The sequence below is a fragment of the [Clostridium] ammoniilyticum genome (genome assembly GCF_025566905.1).
In the GTDB taxonomy this organism is placed as follows: domain Bacteria; phylum Bacillota_I; class Bacilli_A; order Erysipelotrichales; family Coprobacillaceae; genus Faecalibacillus; species Faecalibacillus intestinalis.
The window spans coordinates 42,086-62,825 of sequence record NZ_JAOQJR010000014.1 but is presented as its reverse complement, the minus strand read 5'-3'; the positions used below and the strand labels follow the sequence as shown (position 1 = coordinate 62,825).

The 20,740-nt window shown below is 29.6% G+C and carries 22 protein-coding genes and 1 pseudogene; 15 read left to right on the top strand and 8 right to left on the bottom strand.

The window, feature by feature from the left end; genetic code table 11:
- Both OCV55_RS11745 and OCV55_RS11740 read left to right on the top strand, forming a co-directional pair.
- The coding region (locus OCV55_RS11745; protein ID WP_147580714.1) for an RNA-guided endonuclease InsQ/TnpB family protein at window positions 1-362 on the top strand (362 nt) is incomplete at its 5' end.
- A gap of 150 nt (window positions 363-512) precedes the next feature.
- Window positions 513-842, top strand: a pseudogene (locus OCV55_RS11740) (nuclease-related domain-containing protein); the annotation flags it as partial.
- Between the two features lie 34 nt (window positions 843-876).
- Here the strand turns inward: OCV55_RS11740 and OCV55_RS11735 are convergent.
- On the bottom strand, window positions 877-2,193 hold the full coding sequence (locus OCV55_RS11735) for an MATE family efflux transporter (protein WP_147580713.1): 1,317 nt from the start codon (window positions 2,191-2,193) through the stop codon (window positions 877-879).
- Between the two features lie 74 nt (window positions 2,194-2,267).
- On the opposite strand from OCV55_RS11735, the gene OCV55_RS11730 reads away from it, so the two are divergent.
- Window positions 2,268-2,885, top strand: coding sequence for a Crp/Fnr family transcriptional regulator (locus OCV55_RS11730; RefSeq protein ID WP_147580712.1), 618 nt, complete (start codon window positions 2,268-2,270; stop codon window positions 2,883-2,885).
- A 19-nt stretch (window positions 2,886-2,904) separates the two neighbouring features.
- On the opposite strand, the gene OCV55_RS11725 is transcribed toward OCV55_RS11730, so the two are convergent.
- Both OCV55_RS11725 and OCV55_RS11720 read right to left on the bottom strand, forming a co-directional pair.
- Complete coding sequence (locus OCV55_RS11725) at window positions 2,905-4,125, bottom strand: L-lactate MFS transporter (protein WP_147580711.1); 1,221 nt, start codon at window positions 4,123-4,125, stop codon at window positions 2,905-2,907.
- A gap of 19 nt (window positions 4,126-4,144) precedes the next feature.
- Entirely contained in the window at window positions 4,145-4,921 is a 777-nt protein-coding gene (locus tag OCV55_RS11720) for an SDR family NAD(P)-dependent oxidoreductase (protein ID WP_147580710.1), read from the bottom strand.
- A 180-nt stretch (window positions 4,922-5,101) separates the two neighbouring features.
- On the opposite strand from OCV55_RS11720, the gene OCV55_RS11715 reads away from it, so the two are divergent.
- Window positions 5,102-5,905, top strand: a complete 804-nt coding sequence (locus OCV55_RS11715) for a MerR family transcriptional regulator (RefSeq protein WP_143712315.1) — start codon at window positions 5,102-5,104, stop codon at window positions 5,903-5,905.
- A 27-nt stretch (window positions 5,906-5,932) separates the two neighbouring features.
- Here OCV55_RS11715 and OCV55_RS11710 read toward each other — a convergent pair whose 3' ends face one another.
- Window positions 5,933-6,424, bottom strand: coding sequence for a hypothetical protein (locus OCV55_RS11710; RefSeq protein WP_032090948.1), 492 nt, complete (start codon window positions 6,422-6,424; stop codon window positions 5,933-5,935).
- A 119-nt stretch (window positions 6,425-6,543) separates the two neighbouring features.
- Between OCV55_RS11710 and OCV55_RS11705 the strand changes: the two genes are divergently transcribed.
- Entirely contained in the window at window positions 6,544-6,927 is a 384-nt protein-coding gene (locus OCV55_RS11705; protein WP_147580709.1) for a PAS domain-containing protein, read from the top strand.
- A gap of 12 nt (window positions 6,928-6,939) precedes the next feature.
- On the opposite strand, the gene OCV55_RS11700 is transcribed toward OCV55_RS11705, so the two are convergent.
- Window positions 6,940-7,767 carry a M15 family metallopeptidase gene (locus OCV55_RS11700; RefSeq protein WP_147580708.1) on the bottom strand — a complete coding sequence of 276 codons (828 nt, stop codon included), beginning with the start codon at window positions 7,765-7,767 and terminating at the stop codon, window positions 6,940-6,942.
- A 7-nt stretch (window positions 7,768-7,774) separates the two neighbouring features.
- Window positions 7,775-8,953, bottom strand: a complete 1,179-nt coding sequence (locus OCV55_RS11695; RefSeq protein ID WP_147580707.1) for a CapA family protein — start codon at window positions 8,951-8,953, stop codon at window positions 7,775-7,777.
- Between the two features lie 77 nt (window positions 8,954-9,030).
- Here OCV55_RS11695 and OCV55_RS11690 point away from each other — a divergent pair, with 77 nt between their 5' ends.
- Window positions 9,031-9,762 (top strand): acyl-[acyl-carrier-protein] thioesterase, encoded by a 732-nt coding sequence (locus tag OCV55_RS11690; RefSeq protein WP_032090944.1) that lies wholly within the window; start codon window positions 9,031-9,033, stop codon window positions 9,760-9,762.
- Window positions 9,763-9,836: 74 nt separating this feature from the next.
- Here OCV55_RS11690 and groL read toward each other — a convergent pair whose 3' ends face one another.
- A complete protein-coding gene (gene groL / locus OCV55_RS11685) occupies window positions 9,837-11,450 on the bottom strand; it encodes a chaperonin GroEL (protein WP_032090943.1) in 1,614 nt (537 codons plus the stop codon).
- Between the two features lie 14 nt (window positions 11,451-11,464).
- Window positions 11,465-11,725, bottom strand: coding sequence for a GroES family chaperonin (locus OCV55_RS11680; protein ID WP_032090942.1), 261 nt, complete (start codon window positions 11,723-11,725; stop codon window positions 11,465-11,467).
- A gap of 183 nt (window positions 11,726-11,908) precedes the next feature.
- Here OCV55_RS11680 and OCV55_RS11675 point away from each other — a divergent pair, with 183 nt between their 5' ends.
- From OCV55_RS11675 to OCV55_RS11635, 9 genes are all read left to right on the top strand, one after another.
- Window positions 11,909-12,517, top strand: a complete 609-nt coding sequence (locus OCV55_RS11675; protein ID WP_147580706.1) for a hypothetical protein — start codon at window positions 11,909-11,911, stop codon at window positions 12,515-12,517.
- Window positions 12,518-12,734: 217 nt separating this feature from the next.
- Window positions 12,735-14,642: a BglG family transcription antiterminator gene (locus tag OCV55_RS11670; RefSeq protein WP_147580705.1), complete on the top strand. Its 1,908-nt coding sequence runs from the start codon at window positions 12,735-12,737 to the stop codon at window positions 14,640-14,642.
- Window positions 14,635-15,681: an aminopeptidase gene (gene ypdE / locus OCV55_RS11665; RefSeq protein ID WP_147580704.1), complete on the top strand. Its 1,047-nt coding sequence runs from the start codon at window positions 14,635-14,637 to the stop codon at window positions 15,679-15,681. Before OCV55_RS11670 ends, ypdE begins: the two co-directional genes overlap by 8 nt.
- A 4-nt stretch (window positions 15,682-15,685) precedes the next feature.
- Entirely contained in the window at window positions 15,686-16,006 is a 321-nt protein-coding gene (locus OCV55_RS11660; RefSeq protein ID WP_022002599.1) for a PTS lactose/cellobiose transporter subunit IIA, read from the top strand.
- The gene (locus OCV55_RS11655) at window positions 16,006-16,338 is read left to right on the top strand and encodes a PTS sugar transporter subunit IIB (RefSeq protein ID WP_022002600.1); all 333 of its coding nucleotides are present in this window, start codon (window positions 16,006-16,008) and stop codon (window positions 16,336-16,338) included. Before OCV55_RS11660 ends, OCV55_RS11655 begins: the two co-directional genes overlap by 1 nt.
- A 22-nt stretch (window positions 16,339-16,360) precedes the next feature.
- Window positions 16,361-17,674, top strand: coding sequence for a PTS sugar transporter subunit IIC (locus OCV55_RS11650; RefSeq protein WP_117851486.1), 1,314 nt, complete (start codon window positions 16,361-16,363; stop codon window positions 17,672-17,674).
- Between the two features lie 46 nt (window positions 17,675-17,720).
- Complete coding sequence (locus OCV55_RS11645; RefSeq protein ID WP_147580703.1) at window positions 17,721-18,809, top strand: M24 family metallopeptidase; 1,089 nt, start codon at window positions 17,721-17,723, stop codon at window positions 18,807-18,809.
- On the top strand, window positions 18,810-19,985 hold the full coding sequence (locus OCV55_RS11640) for a MalY/PatB family protein (protein WP_032090937.1): 1,176 nt from the start codon (window positions 18,810-18,812) through the stop codon (window positions 19,983-19,985).
- A 12-nt stretch (window positions 19,986-19,997) separates the two neighbouring features.
- Window positions 19,998-20,672: an RDD family protein gene (locus OCV55_RS11635; protein WP_032090936.1), complete on the top strand. Its 675-nt coding sequence runs from the start codon at window positions 19,998-20,000 to the stop codon at window positions 20,670-20,672.
- The last annotated feature ends 68 nt before the right edge of the window (window positions 20,673-20,740 follow it).

Genomic DNA, 20,740 nt, shown 5'->3' with positions numbered 1-20,740 from the left:
TCGACAGTCTTCATAAGAAATCTACTGAGATAGCCAATCAGTATGATATCGTATGTGTCGAAGACTTAGATATGAAAGCTATTGGAAATAAAGATTTTGGCAATGGAAAAGCGACATTCGATAATGGCTATGGAATGTTCCTTAATATGTTTGATTACAAGCTTAAAGAAAGAGGTAAATATTTTGTAAAAGTTGACAAGTGGTACCCTTCTAGCCAAATCTGTCATTGCTGTGGAAGTGTAAAAAAATTCGACCTAAAAGACCGAGTTTATACATGTGATTGTGGCTATACTGGAGACAGAGACCATAATGCAGCAATCAACATACTTACAGAAGGATTGAGGATTCTTCAGTCCTTATAGATAAATTATAAAAGTAGGCTTGGGACGAGCCAAACTTATACGCTTGTGGACACTGTGTAAGACCTATAATGTATTGTCATTAGAGGCAGTCGTGGTTGAAGCAAGAAGCTCCGACTTCTAAACGAAGTGTAAGTCGGGGTAGTTCACGTAAAGAATTTTAGTGGCAAACTTGTGGGAAATGAAGATGATCAATATTGGAATAAGTATAAAATAAGTAGAGGAAACAAAGAATATATAAAAGAAATAAGAAATCCTATTAAACAACTAAAAAGAGAAATATATTTGTTAAAGGAATATTTGAAGTATTATGGTGTTGATTTATGGATAGAAGGTTATGTTTTATTTGTAAATATGAATAGTCCAGTAGAAAGCGAATATACTGTTAATGATAAAAGTGAAATAGATGATATTTTACATCTAAGAAGGAATCAAGTACTTACAAAAAATCAAATTGAAAAGATTATAAGTATTTTAAAATAAAGAGATGTCTTATATAGTACAAGACATCTTTTTGTTATTTATATATTTTATATAAAATAAGTGCAATGATTGCAGTGATAATATCCGCAATCATTTGACTACTAATAATACCATAATATCCAAAAATATTTGATAAAAGAAGAAGAAAAATTGCAAAAACAATACCTTGTCTACCTATTGAAAGTAATAATGCAGGAAGTGCTTTTCCTTCTGATTGAAATAAAGTTGTAAAGACAAGAATAATCCCTACACAAGGAGAAGATAAAAGCAAAAATCTTAACATCAATGTTCCAGCTTGAATAATAGAAGGATCATTCATAAATATTTTAATAAATGATGATGTAAATAAAGCTAAGATAATAGATGTAATAACTGCAAAAGTAATTTCTACAAATAAATCAAACTTAATAATTTCTTTTAAACGTTTAGTATTATGTGCACCATAATTATATCCAAGTAAAGGTTGTGCACCAAAAGCAACACCAATCATGACAAGTAAAACAATCATATTGATTTTTAAAACAATTCCCATAGCTGCTACTTTGTCATTTCCATAAGTAACTAAATAATTGTTTGTCATCGCCATCGCAAAGCTAGACATTAAATTTGTAATAGAGGCGGGAATACCAATTGTAAAAATAGAAATGACTTCATTTTTAGTAATATGTGTATGTTTTAAAGAAATTGATAATTTCTTACTTTTCTTTAAAGTAAGATAAATAAAAACAAGGTCAGATGCAAAATAACCAATAATGGTTGCGATAGCTGCACCATCAGCTCCCATGTTTAAATAGAGAATAAAAATAGGATCTAAAATCATATTGATAATTGAACCAGTAATTGTTCCAATCATGGATTCTGTAGCTAATCCTTCTGTTCTCATGAGATTACTAGGAGTCAAGGAAACGATAATTAAAGTTGCTCCTAAAGCCATATAAGTATAATATTGGCTGGCATAAGGAAGTGTTGCCTGATTTGTTCCAAGGATTGTTAGAATTGGTTTTCTAGCAATCATCATAATAAGAGAAACTAAGATACCACAAACAATAGCTCCATAGAAACAAAAACCACTGACGTTCTTTCCTTCTTCATCTTGTTTTTGTCCAAATAAACGAGAAATAACAGAGCTACCTCCAATACCAAAGATGTCTCCTAAAGCTATCATTAAAGTAAAAATAGGCGCACATAAAGAAACACCAGCAACAAGATTTGTATTTTGTGTCTGTGCTACAAAAAATGTATCAACCATATTATAGACTAAAGAAATAACCATGCTTAATACAACGGGTAAAGCAAGTTTAAAGTATGCTTTAGATATAGGCACTTTTTCAAATAAATCATTATTATTCATATAAATCTCTCTCTTTCTAGGGAAGTATAACAAAATGATTTGTCAATTATTGTGACATGTGACACAATAGAGGTATGAAAAAGATCTATGATAAAAATTTAATAAATAAAGTAAAAGAAGAATATAAAATAGACAATTATTTTTCTAAGGAATATGAATTTATAAGGATTGAATATGAAGAAGATGAAACAATGATCAATCCTTTAGAAAAAACACAATATATTCAATTTGTATTAGAAGGAACGTTATTGATTTCTTTTATTGATCAAGAGGGAAGACAAACTGTAGTTTCTCAAAGTGAAGAATTATGTATTTTAGGTGATATGGAATTTGTTGATGATTTAAATCCGATGTTTTTTGCGGAAGCAAAAACAAAGGTCAAAACGTTGGCGCTATCTTTAAAAGATAATAAAGAAAAGCTTAATCAAGATATAAAATTTCTACATACACTTTTAAATTCAATCGTTTCTAAATTAAAACAATCATCAACCAATCAATTTGTTTATCAAAGTATTGAAGAACGTTTTTTATATTATTTGAAATATTATTGTTATGGTTCATTAAAAAGCATTGAAGAAGCCACAAATTATCTTCATTGTAGTCGAAGACAATTACAAAGAATCTTAAAGAAGCTTTGTGATGAAGGAAAAATGATTAAAGAAGGTAAAGGAAAGTATAAAATAAAGGGGTGAAATTTTTCACCCCTTAAAATTAAGCATTTAACATTTTGTTAGCAAGTTTTTTAGCCACAACGACTAATAAAACAGCAACTGCAGCAAGAATAGCTGAACCAATGAATCCCATCACATAAGATCCTGTAGCATCAAAGAAACTTGCGGAAATCTTAGGACCAACGAAAGCCCCAATACCATAGCCAATAAAGATCAAACCATAGTTTCTGTTATAATATTTAGAACCAAAGATTGTTTTAACCATTGGTGCGAAAACAACAAGTAATCCACCAAATGAGAAACCAACTAAAGCAATACATGCGACAAAGTATGCAAATGAATGAGCTACTGTTAGCATAAGCATTGAAATACCATTTAAAATCAAGACAAGAATTAAAGAATTCCATCCTTTTAACTTATCATAAATAACACCAAATGATAAACGACCAAACATATTAAATAAAGTCATTAAACTTACACATAAAGCCGCATCCATCGCTGATAAACCAATTTGAGTTTGAGCAATTGGTGATGTTGCAGAAACCATCATTGTTCCAGCAGCATTAGCAAAAATAAACATTACTAATAATACCCAGAAGATTGAAGTTTTAACCATTTGAGGAATATTATAATCTTTTGTATGTAATTCTTTGCTTTGTTGTGCACTTGGTACCCAACCTTTAGGAGTCCATCCATCAGGACAAGGAACAATCATCCAAGCAACAGCTCCAACACCGATTAAGAATACAACACCTAAAATTTTACAAGCCATTGGTGCTCCAAAGTTATCAATTAACATTTGAGCGATAGGTGACATAATGAAAGGTCCACAAGCAGCTCCAGCTTGAACTAAACCAGAGATAGAACCACTTTTATCTGGGAACCATTTTAATGCTGTTGGTAAACATGCAGGATAAATTGTTCCAGCACCAGCACCAGCAATGACACCATAAGCAATATATAAGAATGGAATAGATGAAGCAAAACCAGTTAAGATCCATCCTCCAGCAAATAAAACTAAACCAATATAAATAGCTACTCTTGGTTGTAATTTTTCAGCTAAAATACCACCAAGGAAACCTACTGCACAGTAGATAAACATATAAATTGTGTATGCCATTGAAAAATCTGAATTACTCCATCCAAATTGATTACAAAATGGCAAACAGAATAAACTAAAGAAGGCAGTGGCAGAAGTGAATAAACTTTGAATCCAAACTCCTGCAAAAACACGCCAACGTGTTGCTTTTGTAATTTTCATATTCTCTTTTCTCCCTTTATTATTGTAAAGTACCTAAATCAAGTGGTACACCTTGTCCATTAAATTTACCAGCTTCTCTACTAGTTCCTAACCAGTAAACCATACTAGCGATATCTTCTACTTCAAGGAATGGAACTCCTGCATACATTTCTTCAACAGATTTGAAATCTTTACCAGTTAAATCGTTAATGAATTTAACATAATCCATTGTTTCACACATTGGAGTTTTAACTTTAGTAGGACATAAAGCATTAACAATAATTCCTTTAGAACCCACTTCTTTAGCAAGAGTTTTAGTTAATCCTAAAATACCCCATTTACTCATACAATAAGTAGCTAATTGAGGAGTACCATATAAACCAGAAGTTGATGAAATATTAATAATACGACCAAATCCTTGTTTTAACATATATTGAGCAGCATATTTATCAGTACGCCAAGTACCAATTAAGTTAATATCCATTACTTTTTCAACTTGTTCATCAGTTAATTCCCAAGTATAACCGAAGTTAATAACACCAGCATTAGCAATCACAACATCTAAACGACCAAATGTTTCCCATGCTGAAGCAAATAATGCTTCCATATCTTCAGTAGAAGTAATGTTTGCTTTTTTAGCTAAAACTTTTGCTCCTTTTGCTTCACAATTTGCAATTGTTTCTTTAAATGCTTCATGAGATGGCTCTAACATATCAGCCAAAACAACATTAAATCCGTTTTCAGCATATTTGTAGGCATGAGCACGACCTTGTCCCATTGCTCCACCTGTAATAAGAACAACTTTTTTTTCTTCCATAATTTTTCTCTCCCTTTGTTATTTATTTAACATCACATGTTATTTTTTTAACAAAGTCATTTTAAACTCTCAAACGATTTGAGAGTCAAGGGGGTAAAAAAGTATCAAATAAGGTCAAAAAAGAGGAAAATATGTTATAATTTGGTGAAAACTTTAAAACAATTTGAAGGTTGGGGGATTATGTACAATACTTATACAATAGGAGAACTTGCTAAAATACTAGGAATTACAGCTGAAACAATTCGTTATTATGAAAGAAAAGGAATCATTGCGCCCATCCATGATCAAGAAACAGGATATCGCTATTATACAACTTGGGATCTTCATATGCTGATTCGTGCACGTTGTTATCTTGGCTTTGGATTATCAATTGAAGAAACAGCGGGAATACTCCAAAGTAAGTCTTTAGAAGAAATTGATGATTTATTAGAAGAACAAGAACAAATCATTCAAAAGAATATTATTTATCAAATGAATTTATTAAAAAGACTACGTACCAATCGAAAACTCATTAGTCGAAGTGAAAACTTAAACTTTACTTTACAAAAAAGACCAGGAATCTATCGTATTGATACACAAAAATGTTATACGATAGATTTAAAGAAAGAAGAACGTGAAGAACTTAAAGAATTTTGTCAAAAAATACCATTTGTTTTTTCTACGGCACTTTTTCCTAAAGAACATATTGAAAATGAAAATAAGGAATTCTACTATGGAATAGGGGTAGAGGAAGAATTTGCGGGAGTACTTGATATCAAGGAAAGTGAATATGTTCATTACTATCCTGAACAGTTATGTCTTTATATGTGCGTTCCTTCTCGTTCGAGTCAAATACTGACATATGAGGTTTTACAGCCCGCCTTTGATTATATGGAAAAAAATAATCTCCAACTCGCAGGAGATGTGATTTCTCAAGTGGTTTCAATGTGGAAACCAGAAGAAGAATATTTTAATTATCATAATATTTGGATTCCCATCAAATAAAAAAGCAATTTCGACCGAAATTGCTTTTTATCTTGTTCTTTGTAATGATTTTTTAAGAATAGAATCATCGATAAAGCGAATATATGTTTCTAATGTCTTTTGTCCATAAGTAAAACGTAATTTTGTTTTCTTTGGATAAGTGACTCTTTTAATTTTTCTATAATCAAATAAAACACGACCAATTAAAACTTGTTTTTGTCCAAAGAAAATAATCCATTGAATCATTAAATAGAAAACAAAAGAATAAATTGTGAAAGCATTTAATGGTAAATAAACACTATCAACATCGCCACTTAATAAATGCGTAATCATGTAATAAATACAATAAACAAGCATTACTAAATAAATAACAATAATGATTGCATAGAATATTTTTCCTTGCATGTTTAAACCACAAACCATGGTATCATCTTTCTTCTTTGTTTTAATAATTGTAGCTACGAAATTAATGACAAGATAAGTAATCCACACTAAAATAACAGCTACTAAAATAGGTAATAAATATTTTAAATCTCCCATAAAAGACGCTCCTTTAAATAATTACCTTATTATTATACAAGAAAAAACAAAAATAGTATAGTAGGAAAAATACCTATTAATAAGGCAAATATGTTACAATGATAAAAAAGGAGAACACAATGGAAATTACAAAGGAAATATTAGAAAGTATTTTAGATGCTTATAGTTATGAAATTGTTTTTGTTGATCGACAACATATTGTGCGCTATATGAATAAAACAGCTAAAGAAAGATATGGTGAGCGTGTGAAAATCAATCAAAGTTTATTTAATTGTCATAGTGAAAACTCTAAAGTTAAAATTGAAGAATTTTTAAAGAGAGCCGATGCTGGTGAAGATGAAATGTTTGAAACTTATAATACTAAAACAGGTGAAAGAGAATTCTTTGTACCTGTTAGAGATTCTAATAAACACGTCATTGGTTATTTTGAAAGACATGAGATGCCTTGGGATGAAAGCAATCTTAAAGTTCCTGTAACTGAATATTGGAAACATAGAAGATAGCTTTGCTATCTTCTAATAGTTTCTAGCATAATATTCATCAAAAGTTAGACCACTTTTTTCTATTTTTTGGGCTAGGTCTTTTCCTACATAACGAATGTGCCAAGCTTCATAACTATACCCTGTTAGTTCTTCTTTATCTTTTGGATAACGTAAGATAAAACCATAATTACTTAGTTGGCTTAAAAACCAAGAATATTGAGGGTGATTTTCGACTTCTTCATATTTATATTGATCTAAAGCAATATCTAAGCCTAACCCCGTTGTATGTTCACTATGGCCGGGACGTGAACAAGTTTCATCTGCTCTTTCTACACTATAAGTTTCTACCATATGGTTATAAATTTCTTTTTGCCAAACTGTTGAACGATAGCCTGAAGTCACATACAGTTCAAAACCTTTATTTATACAAGCTTGTTTTAAAGCTTGAAAATCATCATAAACCACTTTTCTAGCAGTATGTTTACTATAAGAACTTCCATAAGTACCTGCGTTTGTATTTATTTCAACAAGATCACTCGGTTCATAGGTTTCATCTAATTGATAATATTTATTAACAATTGTATTTAAATCATTAGGATGTTCTTGTTTGATGATTTTTCCATAAAAATCAAAATCACGATTCATATTTACAAGTGTAATAACTTCTTTTTTACTTAGAGCTTGGTGTGCTTTTTGGTAGGTATCATATCTTTCTTTATATTCTTGATGATAAAAACTTATTTCAGGTGTTTGTTTCTTTTTTACCATTTTTACTTCCTGAGTATTCTTTTTAGGAAAGAAAAAACCAATACCACCAACCATACAGATTATTAATATTAATAGACTTATTCTTTTCTTCATATAAACCTCACATTTCTATATCAATATCATCATTACTAATCATTTGTTTAACATAATTTTTGAATTCTTTAATGATATCAGCTTGATCTTTTAAAATACTATGTTGACTAGCAAGAGTAGAAGTATATTCTTTAAGTGAATAAATAGTTACAACATTATCATTATAATGATTGACAAGAGGAACATATTGAATATTTTCAATACTGATTTCATCTTCTTTTTTAACAAAATCAAAACATACCATTCCTTCTAACTGATTATAAACATCTTTCATCGTACTTAAAAAATTACCTAAAGAATAAATAACAAGTGTATGATTGATTTTTTCAATAGGTTGAATTAAATGAGGATGATTTCCAATTACAACATCAACACCTAAATCAGCAAAATAATGAGCATATTCTTGTTGTAAATCAGATAATTCACTATGTCCTTCTTTACCCCAATGAACAGCTACAATAACTACATCACTTTGAGCTTTAGCGTTGTTTACATCTTCTTTAATTTGTTCCTTATTTAATTGTCCTAATATATAAGGATACGTTTTTAATTGTTTTTGAATAGATTTATAGTTGGTTGTTTCATTAACACCAAAAGTATAAGCTAAAAGACTAAAACGAATTCCGTTTTTTTCAATGACTCTTATTGTTTGCCGGTCTTCTTGATTTTCATATAGCCCAGAAAAGAGAATATCGGAATGTTGTTTCCAAATATGTGCAGATGATATCAAAGCATTTTTTCCTAGATCCATGGAATGATTTGTAGCACTAGAAACCATATTAAATCCTGTATCTTGTAGATCATCAATTAAAGATTCAGGAGAATTAAAATTAGGATAGCCTTTAATTCCATAAGAATCACCAGCAATCAAAGTTTCTTGATTAATATAAGCTAAATCATGATCAGAAATATATTTTTTTATATTTTGATAACAAGGTTTAAAATTATAAGTTGTATCATTTCCCTGTTTTAAGGCATATTGATAAACATTTTCATGGATAATATTGTCTCCTACTGCAACAAAGGAAACAGTAGGGTAGGATGTGTTTTTTTTATTTTTTTTATGTATTGTTCTAGGTTGGATAGGAGTAGAATAATAAGAAAATATAAAATAAAAAAGTAAACATAGTGTTATTAAGAAAGTAATTGAAACAAAGAATATTTTTTTCTTATTTATTTTTTTCATATATTTTCCAGCCTTTCCTTTTGATTATAAATATATTATTATTAATTTAATAAAAAATAAACATTTTGGAGAAAAAAATGAAAAATAGTGAAACATGTGAACGATATGAAATAGAATACCAAAACGCCGATTATTATGGTGAATATAAATATGCGGATTTATTATCAAAGCTTTCTAATCTTGCAACTAAAAATGCGATGGAAATAGGTTTGTGGAAGGAAAGTTTTAATGGAAAATATGGTTGGGTATTAGTTAAGCAAACAGTTAAATTAAAAAGACCACTATTAGTAGGAGAGGAACTGATAGTTTCTACCCGTGCTAAAGGGGAAAGAAAAATTCAATATTTTAGAACCTATGATTTAAAAATCAATGATGAAGTTGTAGGAGGCATTTATTCTATTTGGACATTAATAGATATTGAAAAAAGAAGAATTGTCAGACCACAAAAAGTAGGAATTACAATTCCTGAATGTGAAGAATATTCGAGTTTTGTAGAAAAATACGAGCCGCTTTTAGATATAGAGACTCAAAAAGTTCAAACAAGAGAAGTCATGTATAGTGATATTGATTTAAATAAGCATATGAATAATGCAAGATATCTTGAATGGGTCATGGATCTTCTTCCTCAAAACGTATTAGAAAAATATTTTATTGGAGAAATGACAATGCACTATCAAAAGGAAATTGCTCCAGAGAGTATTGTGGATTTATATTATGGGCAAGAAGATGATCATTTTAAAATAGAATTTAAGATTGCAGAACAAATACATTTTGTTATATCAGGAAGATTTAAAGAAAAGAAAGAATAATGGATAAAGTTATATCATAATATACTAAGAAAAAAGTGATTCTCATTTAAAATAAGAATCACTTTTCTTATCTATTAATACATTGCAGGAGTTGGAACTTCGTTTTTAGAAGTATCTTTTGCATCGGCAATACCTGCTTCGGTTGTAATGAATAATGAAGCAATACTGCAAGCATTTAATAATGCGCTACGAGTGACTTTAGTTGGATCAATGATTCCTTTTTCAAACATATCGACCCATTGTCCATTTTTAGCATCAAAACCATAATTCTTTTGCGCAGTTTTTTGGCTTTCAACAATATCTTCTGCATTATATCCAGCATTTTCAGCAATTTGTTGAATTGGAGCAAATAAGGCTTCCATGACAATATGAATACCTTTTTGAACATCTACATTATCAGATTTTAATTGAGGTTTAACTTCTTTATATGCTTCTACTAAAGCAGCACCACCACCAATAACAATACCTTCTTCAACAGCGGCTTTAGTGGCATTTAAAGCATCTTCAATACGTAATTTCTTTTCTTTTAATTCACTTTCAGTTGTTGCGCCAACTTTAATTGTTGCCACACCATTTGATAATTTACCCAAACGTTCTTTTAATTGTTTTTGATCATAAGAAGAAGTTGTTTTCGCTAATTGATTTTCAATACTTTCAATACGTTGTTTTAAACTATCTGATGGATTATTACCAGCAATCATTGTTGTATGATCTTTTGTAACGATTACTTTTTTAATTGTTCCTAATTGATCAAGAGTAACATCTTTTAATTCCATAGAAATATCTTTATTAATAAAGGTACTACCAGTTAAAGCAGCAATATCTTGTAATAATTCTTTTTGATTATCTCCAAATCCAGGAGCTTTTGTTGCGACAACATTGAATGTTCCTCTTAGTTTATTTAAAACAAGGGTTGAAATAACTTCGTTTTCAAAGTCATCAGCAATTAATAATAATGGTTTATTACTTTGAACGATTTGTTCAAGAATTGGAAGAATTTCTTGTAAATTATTGATTTTATGATTTGTAATAAAGATATAAGGATTTTCCATTTCAACAGTCATTTTATCATGATCTGTGACCATATAAGGAGAAACATATCCTTTATCATATTGCATACCTTCATTGATTTCTAAGACGTTGTCAAAACTATTAGATTCATCAACGTTGATAATTCCATTTTTACCAACTTTATCCATTGCTGAAGCAATCAATTGCCCAATTTCTTCATTACCAGCTGAAATAGTCGCTACTGAAGCAATATCTTGACTTGTTTCTACTTTATGTGAATTTTTCAAAACAACATCAGCAACTTCTTTACCTGCTTTTTCAATACCTTCACGCATTAAAACAGGATTAGCTCCTTTATCTACAGCTTTCAATCCATTCACGATCATATTTCGAGCAAGAATAGTTGCTGTGGTTGTACCATCACCTGCTACATCATTAGTTTTATTGGCTACTTCATATACAAGTTTAGCACCCATATTTTCAAATTTATCTTCAAGTTCTATTTCCTTAGCGATACTTACACCATCATTTGTAATTAATGGAGAACCATAACCTTTATCTAAGACCACATTACGTCCTTTAGGACCTAATGTGACACTTACCGCATCCGCTAAAACATTAACACCTTTTAACATTGATTGACGTGCATCATTTGAAAATCTTACTTCTTTACTCATAAATATCTGCCCCCTTATTCAAACTTAGCAATAATATCTTTTTCATCAATAACAATATAATCTTGATCCTCAACAGTCACTTTCGTACCTGAATATTCTTTGTAAATAACACGATCATTTTCTTTTAATGATGAAGTACATTCATCACCAACGGCAATGACATTTGCAATCGAAGGAACTTCTTTCTTTTCAGTCGATAAAACAATTCCACTTGCTGTCTTATTTTCTTTTTCTTCTTTTTTTATTAATACAAATTTATGCAATGGTTTAATCATACTATTCACTCCTTTAGCACTCACCATATCCTTGTGCTAATTTGTATTATAGACTCTTATGTTAACTGAATATGAATTTTTTAGCATTCTAGCAAATCAAGTGCTAAACATAGTTACAAAAAAGTGCCTACTTTACCAAATAAAAAAGATATTTTAAGATGTTGATGAAAGGAAGGATAAGAAATGATTAATAAAGAAAATTGGAAAGAAAATTATACACATATTTCAAATGAAGTTATTGATAATGAAAAGGTTTTAAGAGTTGTTAAAAGTGGAAAGATTAATGAATATGATGAAAATACGTACGCTAAATTAGTTGATTCATCATTTCATAATGGAATTATTGAAGTAAAGATGCTTAGTCGTTTATTAAAAGAGGCACCAGATTTTGCGAGAGGATTTATTGGTATTGCATATCGTATTCATGAAGATGATACAAAATTTGAATCATTTTATGTAAGACCTACAAATGGTAGACAATGTGATGACCCGGTAAGGAAACAACATGGTTGTCAATATTTTTCTTATCCAACCTATACATTTGCCTATTTTAGAGAACATGACATTACAAAATATGAAAATCAAGTAGACATTGACTTAAATGAATGGATTAGTTTAAAAGCGGTGATTGAAGATGAAAAAGCAATTTTCTATTTAAATGATGATCTTCAACCATTATTAGTGGTCGATCAAATGATTCATGATAAATCAATGAGAGGAAATATTGGTTTCTTTGTAGATGTTGGAACAGAAGCTTTCTTTAAAGATTTAAAAATTACTTATTTTGATTAAAAGATAATTTCTAGAGGTCTAACAGCGTTAGACTTCTTTTTTTATGGCTTTCATATTTTGTAATATTTAACCTTTTAAATGGTAGAGATGTTAAAATTATATTCAATATCTTTTTTTGATGAGATTAGGAAAATTATTGCATTTTTAAATGTAGAAGGTTTCCTTTTGACAAAATTTTAATTTGGTATAATAAAGATAGAGGAAGGTGGAAATACCAATGAGAATGTATCTAATTATGAAAGATTTTATAAATTCAAATATATATCTCTCACTAGATTACTTTGTTCAAAAGTATGATGTTTCAAAAAGAACGATTCAAAATGACTTATCATACTTAATGCGTATTTCTCCTCGAAAAGGTTTTACATTTCATAACAAAAGAGGTTCTGGATATCTCTTAGAAATAACAAATGAAGAATTGTTTAAAGATTTTATGGAAAGCTTAAATGAAGGTATTTATTTTCAGGTTAAAGAAAGACCAGCACAAATTTTAGCTTATCTTGCTATTCAAACTGGATATATTTCTATGAATAACATTGCAGATACTTTTCAAGTATCTAAGACTGTTATAAAGCATGATATGAATGATGTTGAAAATCTAGCAAAGAGTTATCATTTTGAATTAGAAAGAAAAACACATTATGGTATTTTGTTACGTTATGAATTGACATCTTTTAAAAAGTACTTAGTTGAAGAATATTTAAATCAAAATGTTTTTATTCAAACGGCAGTAAATGATGTTATTGAAGAATTTAATGACATTGAACAAAAGTTAATTAGACAGTTGAATAAAGAAGGATTGAAAATCAACTATAATGAACTTTTAAATGTGATTGAGTATTTAAAAATTGTTATTTATATTGCACATAGACAAGATGAACAAAAAGAGGAATTTATTTTTGATAAAAATAATGAAATTCATCGAATTGTTGAATTCTTAGTTGGAATATTAGAAAAGAAATATGCTATAGGATTAAGTAAAAAAAGCATAGAAGAGATTTTAAAAGTTTTACAAAAAAATATAAAAAGAGAAATAGGTTCAATATCTTCTTTTACAAATTATTTAAAAGAAGACATTGAAGAATTTATAAAACAAATAGATGAAAAATATGATACGAAATTTCTTGAAGATGAAGACTTTAAGAAAATGTTGTTAACACATGTTTCATTATTAATAGATAGATTACATAATAAAATTTCATATCAAAATCCATTAGCCAATGAGCTAAATATTACATACCCAATGATGTTTAATATCGCTCTTCAATTTTGTAGCATGTTACATGAAAAATACAACGTTGAAGTGACATTTGATGAAATTGGTTTTGTAGCGATGCATTTTGCATCACATATGGAAAAGGAAAAACAAGGTAAATTGTTATCTTATAATCGTATTGGAATTGTTTGTTCATCAGGTGGTGGAAGTGCTTATATGATCAAGATACAAATTGAATCATTATTTCCTCAAGCAGAGGTACAAACATTTTCATTTTTACAACAAGATGAATTGAAAACATTTCAACCTGATTTAATTTTTACAATCATGCCTTTATCTCAAGAAATCAAGGCACCAATTATTTATATTAAAGAACTACTTGATGATAGAGATTTAGTTAAGATTAAACAAATTTTACAATGTGAAGAATATGATCCTTATACTTTGATTCAAGATAATCCTATGTATTATTCATTTTTTTCTAAAGATTTTTTTAAATTTATAGAAGCAGATAGTTATGAAAATATTATTCGGATGATGGGGCAAGAATTAGAGGAAAAAGGTTATGGTAAAAAAGGCTATACTGATTTGATTTTTGAACGTGAATCGTATGTAAGTACTATTTATACAAATGGAGTTTGTATACCCCATCCACTTGAAACAGATGCACTTAAAAATATGATTTCTGTAGCTATTTTAAAGAAACCATTTGTACAAAATGGCAAAGAAATAAAAATAGTTTTTATGATTTGTTTAAAGAAAGATCAAGTTGAAATGTATAAAGTAATAACTAAAAAGTTATATCGTTTAATGCAAAAGAGTAATTATGTTGAAATGTTAACGAAGGTTGATTCTTTTGAAGAAATGATGAATTTAATGAAAGAAATAGGAGGTGGAAATAATGAATAGTGAATTACTAAAAGAATTGAGTAATGCTGATAGTGTAGCATCAGTAGAAGATGAAGTAAGATCGATTCTCTATCGAGAATTAGCAAAATATAGTGATGAAGTTTTTAGTGATCGTTTAGGAAGTATTATTTTTCATAAAAAAGGGACTTCACCAAATCCTTTAAAAATCATGTTTTGTGCTCATATAGATGAAGTAGGTTTTATGGTAAGACATATTTCTGATATTGGTTTTGTATATTTAGTAGCTTTAGGTTCAGTTTTAAATAAAAGCAAAGAAATGCAAATGGTTAGAATTACGACGCAAGATGGTAAAAAAGTGGAAGGCTTATTAAATGTGACTAAAGATAGCAACGGTAACGTTAAAGAAATGTACGTTGATATTGGAGTTGATAGTGCAGATGAAGTAAAAGCTTTAGGAATTGATGTTGGTGACATGGTTTGTTTTGCTAGTGAAGCAAGACATATTCAAGATAAAGTGATTGCTGGCAAGGCAATGGACGATCGAACAGGATGTTATGTCATGATAGAAGCGATGAAAAGAATTCATGGAAATGTTGAAAATGATATTTATTTTGTAGGAACAAGTAGTGAAGAAGTTGGTGTAAGAGGTGGTAAAACAGCGACTCATCTTATTGATCCTGATATTGTTTTTGCACTTGATGTTGCGAATAATCCAGAACTTGTTAAAAACTATACGAATCATCGTTTAATTGGTAAAGGGCCAATGATTGTTCATTATGACAAAACCCTTTCACCAAATAAAAAATTGATTAAATATGTTAAAGAATTAGGCAATGAACATGGAATACCTTATCAAAGCGATATGTTCGGTGGAGGAGGAACAGATGCTGGAAATGCACACTTAGAAAAAGGTGGACGTTTGGCACTTGTTTTAGGAATACCACTTAGATATTGTCATGGATCTTATTCATTTGTTCATAGTGATGATTTAGAAAGTTTGACACAGTTAGTTAACTGCTTAATAGATCATTTGACATATCAAGATTATCAAAATTTTATTAATTTTATTGGAGGATAAACAAATGACAGAAACGGAACAAATTATTGTAGGATTAATTTCTTCAGCTGGACAAAGCAAATCTTTAGCTTTTGAAGCGTTGAAGAAAGTAAAAACAGGTGAATATGATGAAGCAAGAAAGATATTAGAACAAGCTAAAGAAGCTGATTTACAAGCTCACACTGTTCAAACAAAGCTTATTCAAGCCGAAATGTCAGGCTCTGGAAATAAGCCAGAAGTTGGGTTATTAATGGTTCATGCACAAGACCATTATATGACTTCTCAATTAGCAAGAGATCTAATTGAAGAACTAATAAATGTATTTGAAGCAAAGGAGGGTAAATAATGAGAATTGTATTATGCTGTGCAGGTGGACTTTCTACAACAATGCTTATGAATAGTATGAAAGATACAGTACATAACAGTGCAAAATTAAATGATGCTGATTTTGATTTTATCGCTATTCCAATTGATATTCTACAATCTGAAGCAGACAATTGTGATGTTTTAGTTTTAGGGCCACAAGTTGCACATAAATTAGATGCAGTAAAACCTATCATCGAACCTCGTAAGATTCCTTATGTTATTGTTGATCAAGAAACATATGGAAAAATGGATGGGGCAACTGTCATGAAACAAGCGTTAATTGCGCGTAGAAAAGCAGATTTAAAAAAATAATTTTATGGGGAGGAAAAAAACGATGTACTCAAAATTTGAGAACTTTATGAAAAAGTATTTAGCACCGCTTGCTGATAAAATGGATAAAGAAGTTCATTTGAGCGCTGTTAAAAAAGCAATGGTTGCAATGACACCGTTGTTAATTATCGGTAGTTTTTGTTTGATTCCAGAAGCAATTCCAAATATGATTGGAGAAAAACATGTAATTTCTCAATGGATCTTAGCAAATTTGGATATTATCTATATTCCTTATAATGTAGGTATGGCTTTAATGTCAGTTTATGTTACTGTAATTATTGCATATCAATTAGCTACCTCTTATAAGTTAGATATTCCAGGATGTGTAACAATGGGATTAGTCTCATTCTTAATGTTAGTTGTAGAATTCACAGAAGATGGTGGAATTTCTAAAACTTATTTAGGACCTAAAGGTTTATTCTGTGCAATGTTTGCAGGATTTATCGCTGTTGAATTATTCCGTTGGTGTAAAAAGAAAAACTTTACAATCAAGATGCCAGATACAGTACCTGATTTCGTATCTCGTTCTTTTGAAATGATTCCTATTTCAGTAATCATTATTGGGTTCTTCTTAATTGTACGTATTGTTTGTGTCAATGTATTAAATACAATGCCACCATTAATCTTTACAGCAATCTTTGCACCATTAGTAGGATCTATGGATAATCCAATTGCTTATACTTTCTTAAAAATGTTACAAGCTTTAATATTCTTCTTTGGTATTCATCCATCAGTATTAAGCCCAATTACAAGTCCAATTTCGACTCAATTCTTAGCAGAAAATATTGCTGCTGTTCAAGCTGGTCATGTAGCAACTCACTTCTATGCTCCTGGACCTGAATCAGCATTTGGTAACTTTACAGGTAGTGGTGTTACTATTGGTTGTGTATTCTGGTGCTTAATGAGTAAGAATAAAGCTTTAAAACAAGTTGGTAGATTATCATTTATTCCAGCATTATTTGGAATTAATGAACCAATTCTATTTGGTGCGCCAATCGTATTAAATCCAATGTTCTTTATTCCATTTGTTATTTGTGGTGGTATTATTGGTTCATTAGGTGGATGGGCGATGTATTTAGGTATTATGAAATGTTCAACCTTTACACCACCATATGTAGGTGTATTCCTAGAAGGATTCTTAACGAATATGGATCCTATGTCTATAGTTGTTAATGCAGTACAATTAATACTATCTATTTTAATATGGTATCCATTTGTTAAATCATATGAAAAGACTTATGGTAATAAAGAAGAAGAAACTAATGCTATCAGTGCAGAAGATGCAGCTATCTTAGACGATTTAGACTTAGACTTCTAATTAATAGGCAAGTTTCGACTTGCCTTTATTTGTAGGAGGATTAAAAATGGCAAAAAGAATAAATAAAATACAAGAATTTTTAGATGAAAAAGATATAGATGCTTTATTAATTAAAAGTAAAACAGTAAAAAAATGGATGAATACTATGACTGGTAGTGGTTGTCAAGTATTGATTACAAAAGAACATGGCTATTTAATTGTAGATGGGCGTTATATTACAGAAGCCAAAGAAAAAGAACATGATTTAGAAATTATATTACATAATCCACATTTAACGGGACGTAATTATTTAGGGACAGTAGAAGAAATATTAAAAAAAGAAAATTGTAAAACGCTAGGGGTAGAAGCGTATCAAGTATTAGTTAAGGAATATCAAGAAATAGAAAAATTAGGGATAGAAGTTCTTTTATTGGATCAAGAAATTGCTCATCTTCGTATTGTTAAAGAAGATGAAGAAATTGAAGCTATGAAAAAATCAATTGCAATTACTGATGAAATCTATCAAAAAGTAATTGAACACATTCATGTAGGAATGAGTGAATATGAAATTAGCGCTTTAGTACAATATTATTCAATTGCATCTGGTGCACAACAAATGTCTTTTGATACAATAGTAGCAACAGGTGAAAGAACAGCCTTACCACATGGTCGTCCAACTTCAAGAAAAGTAAAAGCTCATGAACCTATTATGATTGATTTTGGTATTCAATATCAAAATTATCAATCAGATATGACACGTATGTGTTTTATTGGAGAACCTGATCCAAAAATCAAAGAAATCTATGATGTTGTTTTAAAGGCACAACTCGCTGGTCTTGGTGCTATTAAAGCAGGAGCTAAGGGAAAAGATGTAGATAAAGCAGCTAGAGATGTGATTGAGACTGCAGGTTATGGTGAATATTTTAATCATGGTTTAGGACATGGATTAGGAATTGGTGAAGATGGTGAAGGACCAACTTTAAATTCAAAGAGTGAAACAGTTTTACAAGAACATATGATGATGTCTTGTGAACCAGGTGTTTATGTTCCTGGTGTTGGTGGTGTTCGTATTGAAGATGATGTTGTTATTATTGATGGTATAGGTGTACCATTAAATAAAACAACAAAAGATTATATTATTTTGGAGGATAAATAAATGAAGTATGATTTTAATGAGGTTCATAATCGTTTAGGTACTTATTGTACACAATGGGATTATATACAAGATCGTTTTAATAAAAAGGATTTAATACCATTTTCAATATCTGATACAGATTTTATTATTCCTAAACCTATTACTGAAAAAATATTTGAAGTGGCACATCATCAAATTTATGGATATACAAGATGGAATCATCATGATTTTAAATCGTCTATTACAGGATATTTTGAAAGAAGACATCATACACATATTGAAGAAGATTGGATCTTATATAGTCCTACTGTGATGTATTCAGTTTCCTTATTGATTCGTTTATTAAGTCAACCTCATGATAAAGTATTAACATTTGAACCTATGTATGATTCATTTTATACAGTTATCCAAGATAATGATAGACAATTAGTTGCTCATCGTTTAATATCAAAAGATGGGACATTTGAAATAGATTTCGATCTTTTTGAAAAACAAGTACAAGAATGTCAATTATTATTACTTTGTTCTCCACATAATCCAACAGGAAGAATTTGGACAAAAGAAGAAATGGATCAAATAATAAAGATATGTAAAAAATATCAAGTAAAAATTATTTCTGATGAAATTCATATGGATATTCAATTAAGAGATAGAAAACATATCCCTTTATTATCTTATATTCATGAATATGATGAACTTTATACAGCAGCTTCATCTAGTAAAACATTTAATACACCAGGATTAATTGGTTCATATTTAATGATACCAAATGAAGAAGTTAGAGAAAAATTCTTGATGCATACAAGAAGAAAAGATTTCTTAAATTCTGTAAGTATTTTTGGTATGTATGCGACAATGATAGGTTATACACAATGCGATGATTATATTGATCAACTTAATGATTATATTAAAGAAAATATGAAAATTGTAGAAGAATTTATAAAAGAAGAGTTGCCTGATTTTAAATTTAAAACACCAGATGGAACTTATTTAGCTTGGATTGATGCAAGAGATGTTCCATATACTGCTGAAGAAATACAAGATGCTTTAGTGAATGTTGGTGGAATTGGGATTATGAAAGGTGAAATTTATGGTGGCCCAAAATATTTAAGAATGAATATAGGGTGTCCACAATCTAAATTAAAAGAAGGATTGCGAAGATTTAAAATAGCAATGGATGCATTATATTCAAAATAGGAGGTATTTATTATGCATTATTTATTAATTAAAATTCAATTACTGTGGGCTAAACATACAAAATGGCTAGATAGAAATCCTGTAAAAGTTCCAGTAAGTAAACGTGTTATAGCTTATGCTATTGATTGGGCAGTTGGCGGTATTATTAGTGGTTTTCCTGCTGTTTTATTCTATGGGGGAGTTACTGGTAGATCAGATATGTTTAGTGATCTTTATGTTTTTCCTAGTTTAGGTTTTCCAACGTATTGGTCCTATCTTGCAGGTATATTATGTATTGTTGTGGCTTTTGTTTATTATATTTATATTCCTTATAAGAAATATCCAGGACAAACACTCGCAAAACATTGGTTAAAAATAAAGATTGTAAATAATGATGATTATAGTGATGTGAGTTTAAAAACTTTGATTATTAGACAAGGGGTTGGATTATTCTTATTAGAAGGTTCGGCTATTGTTGTTACTAATTATTTAAGACAAATGCTTACACTAGCAACAGGTTTCTATTTTGACTATTATTTAAAAATGATTGGTATGGTTATTACAATGATTTCAGGAGTTTTTGTTCTAGGATCAGCTTCTCAAAGAAGTATCCATGATTATCTTGCTAAGACAAGAGTTGTGGGTGAAGATGAAAAACCAGCAAAAATAAAAGAAAAAAAGAATAAAAAAAATAAAAAGAAAAAATAATGCATAATAGTAAAATATAAAGAACAATGTCTTATCATTACATTGTTCTTTTTTTATACAATTTGAAT